Genomic DNA, 15,166 nt, shown 5'->3' with positions numbered 1-15,166 from the left:
GCGTCCTGACGACGGGCTCTGGCGGGCTCGCGCATCGAGCGTATCGTGTTCGTGACGGCAGTCAACGGTGCGCGATAAGGTTGCGGTGAGGGGACCGCCGGGTCCGCCTCGGAGGGAGGACCGGCCGTGCCCGCATTCTCACTCGAACCGGAGCAGGCCGCCTGGTGTGCCGAGCTGCGCGCCCTGGCCGCCGACCGGCTGGCCCCGCTCGCCGACAAGGGGGAACCGGGCCGCGTCAACCGGCCGCTCCTCGCCGAACTCGGCCGGCTCGGCCTGCTCGCCCGCCTGTTCAGCTCCGGCGCGCTGGAGCTGTGCCTGATGCGGGAGTCCCTCGCCCAGGCCTGCACCGAGGCCGAGACCGCCCTCGCCCTCCAGGGCCTGGGCGCCCATCCGGTGCACGCCCAGGGCAGCCCCGCCCAGCGCGAGCACTGGCTGCCCCGGGTGGCCGACGGCAGCGCGGTGGCCGCGTTCGCGCTGAGCGAGCCGGACGCCGGATCGGACGCGGCGGCCCTGGCCCTCGCCGCGGAGCCCGACGGCACCGGCGGCTGGCGGCTCACCGGCGCCAAACGGTGGATCTCCAACGCCCCCGAGGCCGACTTCTACACCGTCTTCGCCCGCACCACCCCGGACGCCGGGGCCCGGGGCGTGACCGCCTTCCTCGTCCCCGCCGACCGGCCCGGCCTCACCGGCAGCGCGCTGGAGATGATCTCCCCGCACCCGATCGGCGCCCTCGACTTCGACGGCGTCCCCGTCACACGGGACGACCTGCTCGGCGAGGCCGACCGGGGCTTCGCCGTCGCCATGGGCACCCTCAACCTCTTCCGGCCCAGCGTCGGCGCCTTCGCGGTCGGCATGGCCCAGGCCGCCCTCGACGCGACCCTCGCCCACACCCGCGCCCGCGAGGCCTTCGGCGGCCCCCTCAGCCGGCTCCAGACGGTCTCCCACCAGGTCGCCGAGATGGCCCTGCGCACCGAGGCCGCCCGCCTCATGGTCTACGCGGCCGCCACCGCCCACGACGAGGGCGCGGCCGACGTCCCCAAGCGTGCCGCGATGGCGAAGCTGCTCGCCACCGAGACCGCGCAGTACGTCGTCGACGCCGCCGTCCAACTGCACGGCGCCCGCGCCCTCCAGCACGGCCACCTCCTCGAACACCTCTACCGCGAGGTGCGCGCCCCGCGGATCTACGAGGGCGCGAGCGAGGTCCAACGCGGCATCATCGCCAAGGAGTTGTACGCCACCACCCGTGAAGGAGCAGCCCGGTGACGACCGAGCGCGTCAACCCGCCCGACCTGTCCCCGCCCACCGGCTTCTCGCACGCCGTCGTCGCGGCCGGCACCCGTGTGGTGTTCCTCGCCGGGCAGACCGCCCTCGACACCGACGGCAAGATCACCGGCGGGACGCTCCCCGAGCAGTTCGAGAAGGCGCTCACCAACCTCCTCACCGCCCTCAGAGCGGCCGGCGGCACCCCCGGCGACCTCGCCCGCGTCACCGTCTACGCCACCGACATCGCCGACTACCGCGCGCACGCGCCCGAACTCGGCCGCCTGTGGCGCACGTTGGCGGGCCGTGACTATCCGGCGATGGCCGTCGTGCAGGTCGTACGCCTGTGGGACGACACGGCGCTGGTGGAACTCGACGGCTTCGCCGTCCTGCCGTAGCGCGCGCGGCCAGGATCGGGCGGGGGCCGCCGGCCGCGCGTGACGCGCCACCGATGGGGTGACGGTCACGCCCGTCTGCCCGCCCACCCGGTACCAGTGGAGGCCCCCACTGTCAGGATTCCGGGAGGCACCCCATGCCCGTACGCCCCGCCCTCGTCACGGCCCTCGGCGCCGCGCTGCTCTGCGGCGCGGCCACCGCACCGGCGATCGCAGGCCCGAAGGCCCCGAAGGAGAAGGAGAGCGTGACCGTCGACCACACCGGCCGGATCGGCGCCGACGGCACCGTCATCCTGTCCGGCACCTACCGGTGCACCGACAGCAGCGGGCCGGTGTACATCAGCTCCGCGGTCAGCCAGAGCGACCCCCGCATCAGGTACGGCATCGGCGGCACCAGCGCCACCTGCGACGGCGCCAAGCACAAGTGGCAGAACTCCAGCGTGGTCTCCGCCGACGACCTCAAGGCGGGCGCCGCCCACGTGGAGGCCACCATCCTGGAGATGCGCCCGGCGGGACTCGTGCCGCTGCCGGTGTTCCACGCGGTCGAGGAGCAGGACGTCACCCTCGCCGGCAAGTGAACCCGCGCGGCCCGGCACACCCTCCGGGTGCCGGGCCGCTCCGCGTCCTGCGCCGCGTCGGTCAGGCCCGCTGCCAGCTGTGCGGGGCGTGGAAGCCGCGCGGACGCCAGGACGTGGTGCCCGGGGTGGACGGCTCGGGTCCGGCCATCGCGGTGCGGCTGAGGAGCAGCACCGCCAGGGCGGCCAGCTCCTCCTCGGTGGCCTCGCCCTTCTCGACACGGATCGGGGCGGTGAGGGACAGGGACATGGGGACCTCCGTCACATGGGTCACTGCGGGGGATTGCCGTGCTTGCGGGCCGGGCGCTCGGCGTGCTTCGTGCGCAGCATCGCCAGCGCGTCGATGAGGACGGCACGGGTCTCGGCCGGGTCGATCACGTCGTCGACCAGACCGCGCTCGGCCGCGTAGTACGGGTGCATCAGCTCGGCCTTGTACTCCTTGACCAGCTCGGCCCGCCTGGCCTCGGGATCGTCGGCCTCCGCGATCTGCCGGCGGAAGATGACGTTCGCCGCGCCCTCGGCGCCCATCACGGCGATCTCGTTGGTCGGCCACGCGTAGGTCAGGTCGGCGCCGATCGACTGGGAGTCCATGACGATGTACGCGCCGCCGTACGCCTTGCGCAGGATCAGCGAGATGCGGGGCACGGTCGCGTCGCAGTAGGCGTACAGCAGCTTCGCGCCGTGCCGGATGATGCCGCCGTGCTCCTGGCCGACGCCCGGCAGGAACCCGGGCACGTCGAGCAGCGTGACCAGCGGGATGCTGAACGCGTCGCACATCTGCACGAACCGCGCGGCCTTCTCGCTGGCCTCGATGTCCAGCACCCCGGCCAGCGTCTGCGGCTGGTTGGCGACGATCCCGACGACCTGTCCGTCGAGCCGGGCCAGCGCGCAGATGACGTTCCGCGCCCAGCGCTGGTGCACCTCCAGGTACTCGCCGTCGTCGACGATCTCCTCGATGACCTTGACCATGTCGTACGGCCGGTTGCCGTCCGCCGGCACCAGATCGGCCAGCGCCTCGCAGCGCCGGTCGGCCGGGTCGTCACAGGGCACCGGGGGCGGGTTCTCCCGGTTGTTGCGGGGGAGCAGCGAGAGCAGGTACCGCACCTCCTCCAGACAGGTCTCCTCGTCGTCGTACGCGAAGTGGCAGACGCCCGAGGTCTCGGCGTGCACGTCGGCGCCGCCGAGCCCGTTCTGCGTGATCTCCTCGCCGGTGACCGCCTTGACGACGTCCGGGCCGGTGATGAACATCTGCGAGGTCTCGCGGACCATGAACACGAAGTCGGTGAGGGCGGGACTGTAGGCCGCGCCGCCCGCGCACGGACCGAGCATCACGCTGATCTGCGGGATCACCCCGGACGCGGCCGTGTTGCGCCGGAAGATGCCGCCGTACCCGGCGAGCGCGGTCACCCCCTCCTGGATGCGGGCGCCGGCGCCGTCGTTCAGGGAGACCAGCGGCGCGCCGGCCGCGAGGGCCATGTCCATGAGCTTGTGGATCTTGGCGGCGTGGGCCTCGCCCAGCGCCCCGCCGAAGATGCGGAAGTCGTGCGCGTACACGAAGACGGTACGGCCCTCGACCGTGCCCCAGCCGGTGACGACACCGTCGGTGTACGGCTTCTTCGCCTCCAGGCCGAACCCGGTCGCCCGGTGCCGGCGCAACGGCTCGACCTCCCGGAAGGAACCCTCGTCGAGCAGCAGACCGATCCGTTCGCGGACGGTGAGCTTGCCCTTGGCCTTCTGGGCGGCGGTCGCCTTCTCACTGGGGCCGGCGAGCACGCGTTCGCGTATTCCGGCCAGTTCCGCGACGTGGGGCCTCATGTCTCTCCCTGGGGCGAGGGGACTGGTTCCGCTGTCACCGGCGGGTGCCCGTCGGACCCGATGATCGTGGCAACGAGGGCTGACCGAGAGCTGACGGACCGCTTACGCGCGTCAACCCCGCCGGTCATCAGGCGGGTTGGAGGAGCGAGGGGATACGGGTGTCGCCGGTCAGGGCCGGGTCGTGGGAGAGGATCGCGCTCTCCACCTTGCGCAGCGCGGGGGAGGGCTGGATGCCCAGCTCGTCGTCGAGATGGCGGCGCATCCGGCGGAACACGTCCAGCGCGTCCGCCTGCCGGCCCGACCCGTACAGCGCGATCATCAGCTGCTCGCAGAACCGCTCCCGCAGCGGATGGCTGGTGTGCGCGTCGCTCAACTCCGCGAGCACGGAGGAATGGTGGCCGAGCCGCAGCTCGGCGTCGAACCGCAGCTCCATCGCCCGCATCCGGTACTCCTCGTAGCGGGCGCCCGCCAGCTGGCACAGGGTCCCGCCGGGGAAACCGCCGAAGACCGGACCGCGCCAGAGCGCCAGCGCCCCGCCGAGCAGCCGGGCCGTGTCCGCCGCGTCGTGCGGACCGGACGACTCCGCCTGCCGTACCGCACGGATGAACTCGGCGGCGTCCAACTCGCCCTCGCCCACCCCCAGCCGGTAGCCGGACGGGTGGATCGTCACCCTGGACGCCGGCCGGTCCGGCTCCAGCTCGCGGAGCCTGCGGCGTAACCGGCTCACATGGGCCTGCAGGGCGTTGGCCTGGTGGCCGGGCCCGCTCTCCCCCCACATCTCCTCGACCAGGGCCTCCCCGGACACCGGCTGACCCTCACTGACCAGCAGCGTCTGCACCAGCGTGCGCTGCAGATCGCCGGAAATCTCCGCCGGGCCGGACGCGGTACGTATCTGCAGGGCCCCGAGAACGGAGAACCTCAGCATGTCTCCCCCTTATGACAATTCTTGGCGAGGTGATTCTTCCTGGGGTGCGATTCTTCGGGTGGTTCGTCTGGGTGGTGTCGTGTGGAAAGACAAAGACAACGTTTCCCGGAACGTGCCGCGCCCCGGCGGGCCACGACTCCTGGACGGCCCGCCGGGGCGGTTTGCTCCGCCGGGACGGGGGGCGGCCGGCGGTTCCTGGGCGACCGGTCGAAATTCCCGACCGAGTAGGCGGAGAGGGCAGGATTCGAACCTGCGTGGGCCCCATAGGGGCCCGACCTGGAGGCGTGCTCAAGGTCCCCGATAAGCCACTCCGGGCACCTCTCCCCGATCCCGGCTCCGGGATTTCCGTGCCGTTCACAACCACCACATTGGCGGCGCCCGCTGACGGAATGCTGACACGCTTCTGACGCCGGTAATGAATTGCCAACTGCCCTTTTCCCGGACGTCCTGACGGTGCTGTACTCGCCTCGACGGAACTCTTGAATGCACACCCTCCCGAAAGGGGAACGGGAATGACCGCGACCACCACCGAAACCGTCCAGGGCAACCCGGTTCTCGACGCCGTACGCACCCACACCGCCAGTGAGAACCCGAGTTCGTTCCTGGCCCTCAACAGCGGAAACAGTACGTTCACCGTCCCCGGCGCGGACGGTGTCGTCGTCTACCGCCGCACCGGCCGCTACGCCGTGCAGTTCGGCGGCCCCTTCGCCGCCGGACCGGACTACGACACCCTCCTCGACGGATTCCGCCAGTACGTCCGCGACGAGGGCCTGAGCCTCGTCGGCGTCCAGCTCCAGCGCGCCGACGCCGAGCGGTACGCCGCAGGCGGCTGCACCGTCAACCAGGTCGGCGCCTCCTGGGCGGTGAGCCTCGCCGACTTCACCCTGCGCGGCACCAAGTTCATGCAGCTGCGCAACAAGATCTCCCGCGCCCACCGCAACGGCCTGCAGATCCAGGAGGTCGACGCCACCGAGTGGCAGGACGCCATCGCCACCATCGACGAGGCGTGGCTCGGCTCCAAGGGCGGTGCCCACCAACTGGAGTTCCTCGTCGGCCAGATCGGCGGCCCGGTCCAGGCCCACCGCCGGCTCTTCCTCGGCACCATCGACGGCGCCCCGGTCGCCTACATCTCGTACTCGCCGGTCTACGGCAGCCGGGCCGGCTGGATGCACGACCTCAGCCGGCGCATCCCCGAGGGCTCCCCGGGCCTGATGGAGGCCATCAACGCGCACGCCATCGAGGTGTTCCGCGCCGAGGGCGTCGCCTGGCTGCACTTCGGCTTCACCCCGTTCACCGGCCTCGACGCGAGCCATGAACTCGACGGCCACAGCCCCGCGTTCCAGTGGCTGATGCACGCCCTGTGGGCCGAGGGCGCCGCCCTGTACCCGGCGCAGACGCAGCTGTCGTACAAGCAGAAGTGGGCCCCGGACGTGCTCATCCCCGAGTACGTCGCCTTCGACGGCCCGCAGGCCTCGCTGCCCGCCTTCGCCCACATCTTCCGTGCCTGCAACGCCTTCTGAGCCCCCATCGGCACCACCTCACCCGACAGGAGAACCCGACATGAGCCAGTCCACCGAAGAACTCCAGCACGCCATGATCGAGCAGCTCATGGCCGTCATCGGCGCCCCCGACGACGTGTCCGTGGCCGAGGCCGCCGACGCGGTGGTCCGCGCCCTGGACGAGCGGATGACCGCCGAGGCCGCGGCCTGAGCGCGCCCCTGGCTGGATCAGACCGGCATCAGTGGCACATCAGCGTCCCAGGGAACGCTGGACGCGTCCGCCCGGCGGCCCGGGCTCGGGAGCACCGCACGGTGCTCCCGCCCCCACCCGGGTCCGGCGGGCGGACCCCGCACTGTGCTCCCGACCCGGCACCGCCGGGCGTCCCCTGCCCGTGACGGTGACCGCGGACGGGAGCCGACGTCGACTCGCGGCGCCCGCAGGTCTGCGGGGCAGCGGCGCCGCCGCCCGATCCGGGCACTTCTCCCAAGGAGAGCAACGCATGCAGCGTCCGCACATACAACAGGCCGGTGCCGTGGCCGCCGACGCGGGAACACGCCCCGGTGCCTCGGCGACCTTCGCCGAACTGCTCAAACGCGTCAAGGCCGAGGGCCTCCTCGACCTCGACCCCCGCTACTACGTCGGCCGCCTCGCGCTGAACACCGTCCTGCTGCTGGTCGGGTTCGCCGCGTTCTTCGAGCTGGGCGACTCCTGGTGGCAGCTGCTGACCGCCCTGTGGATGGGCCTGTGCGGCGGCCAGTCGGCGTTCATGTGGCACGACGCCGGCCACAAGGCGATGTTCCGCAGCAAGAAGGCCGCCTCCGCGGTCGGCTACATCCACGCCAACCTGGTCAACGGGGTCAGCTACGGCTGGTGGGTCAACCACCACAACCGGCACCACAGCAACCCCAACCACCTGGACATGGACCCGGACATCGGCCGGCGCACCGCCATCTTCGACATCAAGCAGTACCCCACCCGCAAGGGCACCCAGAAGTTCGTCGTCCGCTACCAGAGCGTGCTGTTCTTCGTGCTGCTGGTGCTGGAGGGCTTCAAGATGCTGAAGACGGCGGTGCTGTCCATCGCCCAGGGCAAGACCAAGCGGCCCGCGCTGGAGACGTTCCTGATCCTGCTGCGCGCCGGCGTCTACCTCGGCCTCGTCTTCACCTTCCTGTCCCCGGCCCTCGCGGTCGCCTTCGTCCTCGTCCAGCACGCGGCCCTCGGCGTCTACTTCGGCATGATCTTCGCCCCCAACCACAAGGGGATGCAGATCCGCGACGGCGAGGAGGAGACGCTGGACTGGCTGGAGCGGCAGGTCCTCACCTCCCGCAACATCCGGCCCAACCGGCTGGTCGACTTCCTCTACGGCGGCCTCAACTACCAGGTCGAGCACCATCTGTTCCCGGCGATGCCGCAGAAGTCGCTGCCGCGGGCTCGGGAGTTGACGATGCGGTACTGCGCGGAGCGGGGGGTGCCGTACCACGAGGTGGGCTTCTGGGCGTCGTACCGCGAGGTTGCCTCGTTCTTGCACGAGGTGAGTGCGCCTGTGCGGCGCGGCGATGTCGAGGAGCAGATTCGGCGGCGTCGGGCTGTCGAGGCGGCTTGAGATCTTGCGCCGTTGGGGTGCGGGGTGCGTTGTCGGCTGCCGGTGCGTTGTGGCTGGTCGCGCAGTTCCCCGCGCCCCTTTGGGGCGCGTTGCCATCTAAGGAGTCACATCCCATGTCTCAGATCACCGCCTCTGTTGGCGGTGTCACTGTTCCCGGGTCTGTTGGGGCCCGGTTGGATCGGATGCCGATCACGCCGTTGCATCGCAGGTTGACCGCGGTCATCGGGGTGGGGCTGTTCTTCGACACCTTCGAGAACAATCTGTCCGGCACCATCGGCAAGGTGCTGCAGAGCGACTTCGCGTTCGGGGCGACCTCGCTCAAGCTGGTCCTGGCGTCCGCGTTCGTCGGTCAGTTCGTCGGGTCGCTGACGCTCGGCCGGATCGCCGACCGGTTCGGCCGGCGGCGGGCCTTTCTGATCAACCTCGGTATCTACTCGGTGTGTTCGCTGCTCGGCGCCGTCTCGCCGAACGCCGCCTGGCTGATCGTGGCCCGGTTCCTCGCCGGTGTCGGGATCGGTGCCGAACAGGCCCTGTCCGACTGCTACCTGGCCGACGTGCTCCCGGCGAGGAAGCGCGGCCGGTTCATCTCCTGGGCGTACACGCTCGCCTTCTGCGGGGTGCCCGCGGTCGGCTTCGCCGCGCTGTGGCTGGTGCCGCTCAGCCCGCTGGGCGTGGCCGGCTGGCGCTGGCTGTTCGTGCTCGGCGCCCTCGGCTCGGCCGTGGTGTGGGTCCTGCGCCGGCAGCTGATCGAGTCGCCCCGCTGGCTGGCCACCGCCGGCCGGACCGCGGAGGCGGAGCGGCTGGTCGAGCGCATGGAGGCCGAGGCCGCCGGCCGCGGACTGCCGCTGGAGCGGCCCGCCGCCGAGGTGCCGGTACCGGAATCCCGGCTGCGGGACGTCTTCGGCCCGGGCATGCTGCGCCGGACCCTCGTGCTGTGGCTGTTCTGCGTGCTGTCGGTCGTCGGCTACTACGGCTTCGGCGCGCTCGCCCCGCAGATCGTCGCCGCCAAGGGCTACGGCATCGTCGCCGGCCTCGGCTTCACCGCGCTGTCCTTCCTCGGCTACCCGGTCGGCTCCGCCCTCGCCCTGCCCATCGTGGACCGGGTCGAACGGCGCACCCTGGTGGCGCTGTCCGCCACGGCGATGCTGCTGGCCGGACTCGGTTTCGGCTACGCGGACTCGGCCGCCCTGATCGTCGTCTGCGGCTTCGCCTACACCCTGTTCAGCAACGTGTTCTCCAGCGTCTCCCACGTCTACCTGTCCGAGCAGTACCCCACCGCGATCCGCGCCACCGCCTCCGGCGCGGCCTACTCGCTGTCCAAACTCAGCGCCGCCGCCCTGCCGTTCGCCCTGATCCCGGTCCTGGACGCGCACGGCGCGGGCGCCCTGTTGGCCGTCATCGCCGCCGCCATGGGCCTGCTCGCGGTCACCGTGCTGACCCTGGGCGAGCGCACCACCGGCATGCCGGTCAAGTGAACCCAACCGATCATCAGAGGAGTTGAGCATGGCCTACGTCATCGGCCTGCCCTGCGTCGACGTCAAGGACCGCTCCTGCATCGACGAGTGCCCTGTGGACTGCATCTACGAGGGCCGCCGCGCCCTGTACATCCATCCCGAGGAATGCGTGGACTGCGGCGCCTGCGAACCGGTGTGCCCGGTCGACGCGATCTACTTCGAGGACGACACGCCCGAGGAGTGGGGCGGCGACCACGCGGCCTCCAACGCCGCTTTCTTCGCCGGGCTCGGCTCGCCCGGCGGGGGCAGCTCGCTGGGCCCCCAGGACCACGACTCGCCGCTGGTGAACGCGGTGCCGAAGGGGGTGTCGGTCGGATGAGCGGCATCCTCGCCGGCAAGCGGATCCTGGTGACCGGCATGGTCACCGACGCCTCCATCGCCTTCCACACCGCGCGCATCGCCCAGGAGGAGGGCGCCGAGGTCCTCCTCACCGGTTTCGGCCGGCTCTCCCTGATCGAGCGGTTCGCGGGCAAGCTGCCGAAGCCGGCCCCGGTGATCGAGCTGGACGTCACCGACCAGGGCCACCTGGACTCCCTAGCCGCCCGGATCGGCGAGCACACCGACTCCCTCGACGGTCTCGTGCACTCCATCGCCTACGGCCCCCAGGGCGCCTTCTCCTTCCTGGACGGCACCTGGGACGACGTCTCCACCGCCGTGCACGTCTCGGCGTACTCCCTGAAGTCGCTCACCACGGCCTGCCTGCCGCTGCTGGAGCGGCGCGGCGGCTCGGTCGTCGGCCTCACCTTCGACGCGGCCGTCGCCTGGCCGCACTACGACTGGATGGGCGTCGCCAAGGCCGCCCTGGAGTCCACCAGCCGCTACCTGGCCCGCGACCTCGGCGGCCGCGGCATCCGCTGCAACCTGGTCGCCGCCGGCCCGCTGCGCTCGATGGCCGCCAAGTCCATCCCCGGCTTCGCCGACCTGGCCGACGTCTGGACCACCCACCGGGCACCGGCCGGCTGGGACCTCACCGACCCGGACCCGGCCGCCCGCGCGGTCGTCGCCCTGCTGTCGGACTTCTTCCCGCGCACCACCGGCGAGATCGTCCACGTGGACGGCGGAGTGCACATGATGGGCGCGTGACACCCACACGGAAAGGGGGCGGGAGTCGAACTCCCGCCCCCTTCGCGTGCGTCCGTCACTCGGTCGTGCCGCCCGGCAGGATCCGCCGGAAGCCGGTGTACGGCACCAGCGCCTCGGGCAGCACCACCGAACCGTCGTCCCGCACGCCCTGCTCCAGCAGCGCCGCCACGGTCCGGCCGATGGGCAGCGCCGAGCCGTTCAGCGTGGCCGCGGGCCGCTTGCGCCCGTCGGCCCCCTTCACCCGGATGTCCGCGCGGCGTGCCTGGAACGTGCCGCAGTCGGACACCGACGAGATCTCCCGGTAGGCGTCACCGCCCGGCAGCCACACCTCGATGTCGTACGTCATCCGCGCCGAGAAGCCCATGTCGCCGGCGGGCAACAGCACGGTACGGAAGGCGAGTTCGAGCCTGCTCAGGCACTCCTCGGCGTGCGAGACCATCAGCTCCAGCTGCTCCTGCGCCTCGTCCGCCGCGCAGATCCGCACCAGCTCCACCTTCTCGAACTGGTGCAGCCTGAGCACACCCCGGGTGTCCCGGCCGTACGCGCCCGCCTCCGCGCGGAAGCAGGGAGTTCGGGCGGTGAAGGCGTACGGCAGCGTGCGCGCGTCCAGCATCTGCCCGGCCACCAGGTTGGTCAGCGGCACCTCCGCGGTCGGGATCAGGAACAGCTCCCGGTCGCCGACCTGTGTGCGGAACAGGTCCTCCTCGAACTTGGGGAGCTGCCCCGTGCCGGTCATCGTGTCCCGGCCGACCAGGAACGGCACCGACTGCTCGGTGTAGCCGTGCTCGCGGGTGTGCAGGTCGAGGAAGAAGTCACCGAGGGCCCGCTCCAGCCGGGCGCCCGCGCCGTGCGCCACGCTGAACCGGGCGCCGGACAGCCGGGCGGCGGCGGGGGAGTCGAGGATGCCGAGGGCCTCGCCGATCTCCGCGTGGTGACGGGCGCCGGCCGCCGGCCGCGGGGCGGGACCCCCGCGCCGTATCTCCACCGCCTCCTTCTCCGAGTCACCGTCGGGGACCGAGTCCAGCGGCAGGTTGGGGATGCTCAGCAGTTCACTCGTCAGCTCGGCGGCCGCAGTCCGGGCGGCGCTCTCCGCCTGCTGCACCTCGGCGCGCAGCGCCCGCGCCGCCTCCTTCTCCGCCTCCGACGGCGGCCCGGAGCGGCGGGCCTTGGAGACCCGGTTCAGCTCCGTGCGCAGCCGGGTGACCTCCCCTTGCGTGGCCGAGCGGGCGCGCAGGGCGGCGGCCAGGGCGTCCAGGTCGAGGGTGTAGCGGCGGCGGGCGAGCCGCCGTACGGCCTCGGGTCCTGCCTCGATCAGCTCGTTGGCGTCATGCATGGCGGTCTCCTGACAGGGCGGGGGCGGTGCGGGGTTCGGGAACGGCGGTGGCGGTGTGACGGGCGCCGAGCTGCCGGTAGCGCGCCGAGTCGGCCGTGCGCAGCCGGGCCGCGTACGCCAGTCCGCCGAGCGCGACCAGCGGCAGCAGCCAGGGCAGCTCGGCGATCACCTTCGACGGGGAGCCGGTGAGCATGTCGAAGTTGCCGACCACCAGCCAGACGGACGCGGCCAGCCCCAGGAAGCCCAGCAGGGGCGCGGCGACCTCCCGCCACCAGTGGCCCTTGCCTCCGGCGCCGCGCAGCCGCAGCCCCAGCACGGACAGCGCGGCGAGCGCCTGGAGGGCGACGATGCCCAGCGTGCCGAGGCCGAGCATGCTGGTGGTGAGGTCGGCGTACGGGTCGAGCCCGGCGAGCGCGAACCCGGCCAGCACCACCGCGGTCAGCGCGCTCTGCGCGAGGCTCGCCCGGTGCGGGGAGCGGTACCGGGGGTGCTCGGCGGCCAGCCCGGCCGGCAGCAGCCCGTCCTCGCCGAGGACCTGGGCGTAGCGGTTGGCCGCGCTGTGCAGGGCCAGCGTCGCCGCGAACAGGCTGGTGCACAGCAGGATCTGCAGCCCGGTGCTGCCCACCGTGCCGAGGAAGTCGTCGCCGAGCACGAAGAACAGGTCACCCATCTGCTTGCCCGCCACCTCGCGCACCCGGTCACCGCCGATCGCGCCGACCGCCAGCCAGCTGGTGAGGGCGTAGAACCCGGCGATCAGCACGACAGCCGCGTACGTGGCCCGGGGCACACTGCGCTTCGGGTCCCGCGCCTCCTTGCCGTAGAGCGCGGCCGACTCGAAGCCGATGAACGACACGAACGCGAACATCAGCGAGACACCGGCGCCGTGCCCGGCCGCCGTGTGCGGCGAGAACGACTGGGTGGGCAGCGCGTGCAGCCCGTGCCGGACCAGGATCGCCACGTCCAGCGCGGCCAGCACGCCGATCTCACCGAGCATCAGCAGCGCCAGCACCCGTGCGCTCAGCGCGATCTCCCGGTAGCCGAGCACGGCCGTCAGTACCAGCCCGACTGCCGCGCACCATTCCCAGGACACCGTCAACCCGTGGGCCGCCAGCACCAGTTGGGTGAAGTATCCGAGGGCGCCGGCCAGTCCGACGGTCGCGCAGTTGTAGGACAGCAGCGCCACGTACCCGGCGGCGACGGCGGGCGGCCGCCCCAGCCCGTCGGCGACGGACGCGTAGAACCCGCCCGAGCCCCCGGTACGCCGCGCACTGACGGCGTACCCCACCGAGAAACACAGCAGAGTCACCCCGGCGAACAGAAACGCGGCCGGCACGCCGGCCCCGTCCCCGAACGCGAAGGCGAGCGGCACCGTACCCACCATCGCCGACAACGGCGCGGCGGCGGCCACAATAAGAAACAGAATATGCCCGGTACCGAGCCGCCCGACCGCAGGCGGAGAACCACTGGTGGACATACGAACTCCAGAAGAGGGGAGAGGGACGGGGACAGCCGCCCGCAGAACTTCTCCACGGACGGCTGCTGAAGCGTGCCCCAAAGGGGCGCGGGGCTGTGCCCGATGTGCGGCTCCGCCGCGTGCGCGCGACAAGCCACATACGGCCCGCGGTCGCCCAAATACCGAACTAGGCAGGTGCGATGGCGAGCGCAGTATTCTGACCGCCGAATCCAAGGGAGTTGCTCAACGCCAAATCAATCGGCATAGAAGTAACCCCTTGAGCCAACTTGATCTCCATCCGAGGATCAGGGATAACCAAGTTGGCCACCGGCGGAACAACCTCGTGCTCCACACTCAGCACAGCGAACGCCGCCTCGACCGCGCCCGCCGCGCCCAGCAGATGCCCGGTGACCCCCTTCGTGGACGTCACCAGCGGATCACCCCGCAGCGTCCGCTGAATCATCCGCGCCTCGGACAGATCGTTCAGCGGAGTCGACGTACCGTGCGCGTTGACGTGCTGGACGTCATCGGGATCGGCGCCCGCGTCAGCGAGAGCCGCCCGCACGGCCGCCTCGATTCCCGCGCCGTCGGGATGCGGCGACGTCATGTGGTGCGCGTCGGCCGTCGCGCCGTACCCGATGATGCGCCCGTGCACATGCGCACCCCGGGCCCGCGCGTCGGAGACCCGCTCCATCACGAGGATCCCGGCGCCTTCCCCGGCGACGAATCCGTCCCGGTCGGCGTCGAACGGGCGGGACGCGGACGCCGGATCGTCGTGCCGTTTCGACAGCGCGCCCATCTGGGCGAAGCCGGCCATGACCAGTGGGGTGATCATGGCCTCGCTGCCGCCCGCGAGCACGACGTCGCAGCGGCCGAGGGCCAGCAGGTCCCGGGCGGTGCCGATGGCGGTCGCGCCCGACGCGCAGGCGGTGGCCACCACCAGGTTGGGTCCGGTCGCCCCGAACTCGATGGCCGTCTGACCGGCCAGCATGTTCGGCAGCTGCATGGGCAGCAGCAGCGGCGACACCTGGCCGGCGCCCCGGTCGCGGAGCACATGGTGCTGCTCCTCGACCGTGCCCGGCCCGCCGTCGGCGCAGCCCAGCACCACACCCACCCGCGCACCGTCCCAGGTCTGCGGGTCGAGGCCCGCGTCGGCCACCGCCTCGTGCGCGGCGACCAGCGCGAACTGCACGAACCGGTCCAGGCGGTGCGCCCTGCGCGCACTCAGCAGCGACTCGGGATCGAAGCCGGGAACCCGGCAGGAGATCTGTACCGTGTTGTCCGCCAGCACCGGATCGAGGGCGGCGGCCGGCCTGCCGTCGCAGACCGCCGCCCAGCTCGGTCCGACCCCGATCCCGCCGGGGGTGACGAGACCGAGCCCGGTGACGGCGATGTCCATGCCGGCCATCAGACCTTCGCGCTCCGCTCCTCCATGAGCCGGACCATGTCGGCCACGGTCTCGGACTCCAGGAGGTCGTCGTCGCTGATGTCCAGGTCCAGCTCGGACTTCAGCAGCAGCGACAGCTCCACGACGGCCAGCGAGTCCAGCTCGATGTCCTCGCGGGTGGCGTCCGGGGTGATGGACTCGGGCGACACCTTGAGTTTGTTGGACAGGATTTCCTTGAGCTGCTCCAGCATGTCGGTTCCTTTCGAAGGTGTACGCGCCCCGCGTACCGCTGAATCGATATGAGTGGCTGATGGCGCATCGGG

At 71.7% G+C, this 15,166-nt stretch carries 16 protein-coding genes and 1 pseudogene; 9 read left to right on the top strand and 8 right to left on the bottom strand.

What is annotated here, in order from left to right; translation table 11 throughout:
• The first annotated feature begins 126 nt into the window (after positions 1 to 126).
• The 3 genes from ABZ854_RS24810 to ABZ854_RS24800 all read left to right on the top strand — a co-directional run bounded on the left by ABZ854_RS24810 (position 127) and on the right by ABZ854_RS24800 (position 2,233).
• Complete coding sequence (locus tag ABZ854_RS24810) at positions 127 to 1,263, top strand: acyl-CoA dehydrogenase family protein (protein ID WP_361214522.1); 1,137 nt, start codon at positions 127 to 129, stop codon at positions 1,261 to 1,263.
• Positions 1,260 to 1,658, top strand: coding sequence for a RidA family protein (locus tag ABZ854_RS24805; RefSeq protein WP_361214520.1), 399 nt, complete (start codon positions 1,260 to 1,262; stop codon positions 1,656 to 1,658). The genes ABZ854_RS24810 and ABZ854_RS24805 overlap by 4 nt, the downstream gene beginning before the upstream one ends.
• 134 nt (positions 1,659 to 1,792) lie before the next feature.
• A complete protein-coding gene (locus tag ABZ854_RS24800) occupies positions 1,793 to 2,233 on the top strand; it encodes a DUF6299 family protein (protein ID WP_361214517.1) in 441 nt (146 codons plus the stop codon).
• Between the two features lie 61 nt (positions 2,234 to 2,294).
• Here ABZ854_RS24800 and ABZ854_RS24795 read toward each other — a convergent pair whose 3' ends face one another.
• From ABZ854_RS24795 to ABZ854_RS24780, 4 genes and pseudogenes are all read right to left on the bottom strand, one after another.
• Positions 2,295 to 2,480 (bottom strand): acyl-CoA carboxylase epsilon subunit, encoded by a 186-nt coding sequence (locus tag ABZ854_RS24795; RefSeq protein WP_361214515.1) that lies wholly within the window; start codon positions 2,478 to 2,480, stop codon positions 2,295 to 2,297.
• A 20-nt stretch (positions 2,481 to 2,500) separates the two neighbouring features.
• Positions 2,501 to 4,045, bottom strand: a complete 1,545-nt coding sequence (locus ABZ854_RS24790) for an acyl-CoA carboxylase subunit beta (RefSeq protein WP_361214513.1) — start codon at positions 4,043 to 4,045, stop codon at positions 2,501 to 2,503.
• 127 nt (positions 4,046 to 4,172) lie between these two features.
• Positions 4,173 to 4,970, bottom strand: coding sequence for a BTAD domain-containing putative transcriptional regulator (locus ABZ854_RS24785; protein ID WP_361214511.1), 798 nt, complete (start codon positions 4,968 to 4,970; stop codon positions 4,173 to 4,175).
• 229 nt (positions 4,971 to 5,199) lie between these two features.
• A pseudogene (locus ABZ854_RS24780) lies at positions 5,200 to 5,294 on the bottom strand.
• A 188-nt stretch (positions 5,295 to 5,482) separates the two neighbouring features.
• Here ABZ854_RS24780 and ABZ854_RS24775 point away from each other — a divergent pair.
• From ABZ854_RS24775 to fabI, 6 genes are all read left to right on the top strand, one after another.
• Positions 5,483 to 6,490 (top strand): DUF2156 domain-containing protein, encoded by a 1,008-nt coding sequence (locus ABZ854_RS24775; protein ID WP_361214509.1) that lies wholly within the window; start codon positions 5,483 to 5,485, stop codon positions 6,488 to 6,490.
• A gap of 40 nt (positions 6,491 to 6,530) precedes the next feature.
• On the top strand, positions 6,531 to 6,680 hold the full coding sequence (locus tag ABZ854_RS24770) for a hypothetical protein (RefSeq protein ID WP_361214507.1): 150 nt from the start codon (positions 6,531 to 6,533) through the stop codon (positions 6,678 to 6,680).
• 289 nt (positions 6,681 to 6,969) lie between these two features.
• Positions 6,970 to 8,073, top strand: a complete 1,104-nt coding sequence (locus ABZ854_RS24765; RefSeq protein ID WP_361214505.1) for an acyl-CoA desaturase — start codon at positions 6,970 to 6,972, stop codon at positions 8,071 to 8,073.
• A gap of 113 nt (positions 8,074 to 8,186) precedes the next feature.
• Positions 8,187 to 9,548 (top strand): MFS transporter, encoded by a 1,362-nt coding sequence (locus tag ABZ854_RS24760; RefSeq protein ID WP_361214503.1) that lies wholly within the window; start codon positions 8,187 to 8,189, stop codon positions 9,546 to 9,548.
• A gap of 28 nt (positions 9,549 to 9,576) precedes the next feature.
• Positions 9,577 to 9,906 carry a ferredoxin gene (gene fdxA / locus ABZ854_RS24755; protein WP_361214501.1) on the top strand — a complete coding sequence of 110 codons (330 nt, stop codon included), beginning with the start codon at positions 9,577 to 9,579 and terminating at the stop codon, positions 9,904 to 9,906.
• Entirely contained in the window at positions 9,903 to 10,670 is a 768-nt protein-coding gene (gene fabI / locus ABZ854_RS24750; protein ID WP_361214499.1) for an enoyl-ACP reductase FabI, read from the top strand. The genes fdxA and fabI overlap by 4 nt, the downstream gene beginning before the upstream one ends.
• A 55-nt stretch (positions 10,671 to 10,725) precedes the next feature.
• Here the strand turns inward: fabI and serS are convergent, their stop codons facing one another.
• The 4 genes from serS to ABZ854_RS24730 all read right to left on the bottom strand — a co-directional run bounded on the left by serS (position 10,726) and on the right by ABZ854_RS24730 (position 15,094).
• Positions 10,726 to 12,003 (bottom strand): serine--tRNA ligase, encoded by a 1,278-nt coding sequence (gene serS / locus ABZ854_RS24745; RefSeq protein WP_361214497.1) that lies wholly within the window; start codon positions 12,001 to 12,003, stop codon positions 10,726 to 10,728.
• Positions 11,996 to 13,477 (bottom strand): APC family permease, encoded by a 1,482-nt coding sequence (locus ABZ854_RS24740; protein ID WP_361214495.1) that lies wholly within the window; start codon positions 13,475 to 13,477, stop codon positions 11,996 to 11,998. The genes serS and ABZ854_RS24740 overlap by 8 nt, the downstream gene beginning before the upstream one ends.
• Before the next feature lie 166 nt (positions 13,478 to 13,643).
• Positions 13,644 to 14,864, bottom strand: a complete 1,221-nt coding sequence (locus ABZ854_RS24735; protein ID WP_361214493.1) for a beta-ketoacyl-[acyl-carrier-protein] synthase family protein — start codon at positions 14,862 to 14,864, stop codon at positions 13,644 to 13,646.
• Positions 14,864 to 15,094 (bottom strand): phosphopantetheine-binding protein, encoded by a 231-nt coding sequence (locus ABZ854_RS24730; protein ID WP_361214491.1) that lies wholly within the window; start codon positions 15,092 to 15,094, stop codon positions 14,864 to 14,866. Before ABZ854_RS24730 ends, ABZ854_RS24735 begins: the two co-directional genes overlap by 1 nt.
• Positions 15,095 to 15,166: the final 72 nt, after the last annotated feature.

The organism is Streptomyces sp. NPDC047028, assembly GCF_040644095.1.
Lineage (GTDB): Bacteria > Actinomycetota > Actinomycetes > Streptomycetales > Streptomycetaceae > Streptomyces.
Note: the sequence above shows the minus strand (reverse complement) of the source record. Positions and strands in the feature narration are given on the sequence as shown.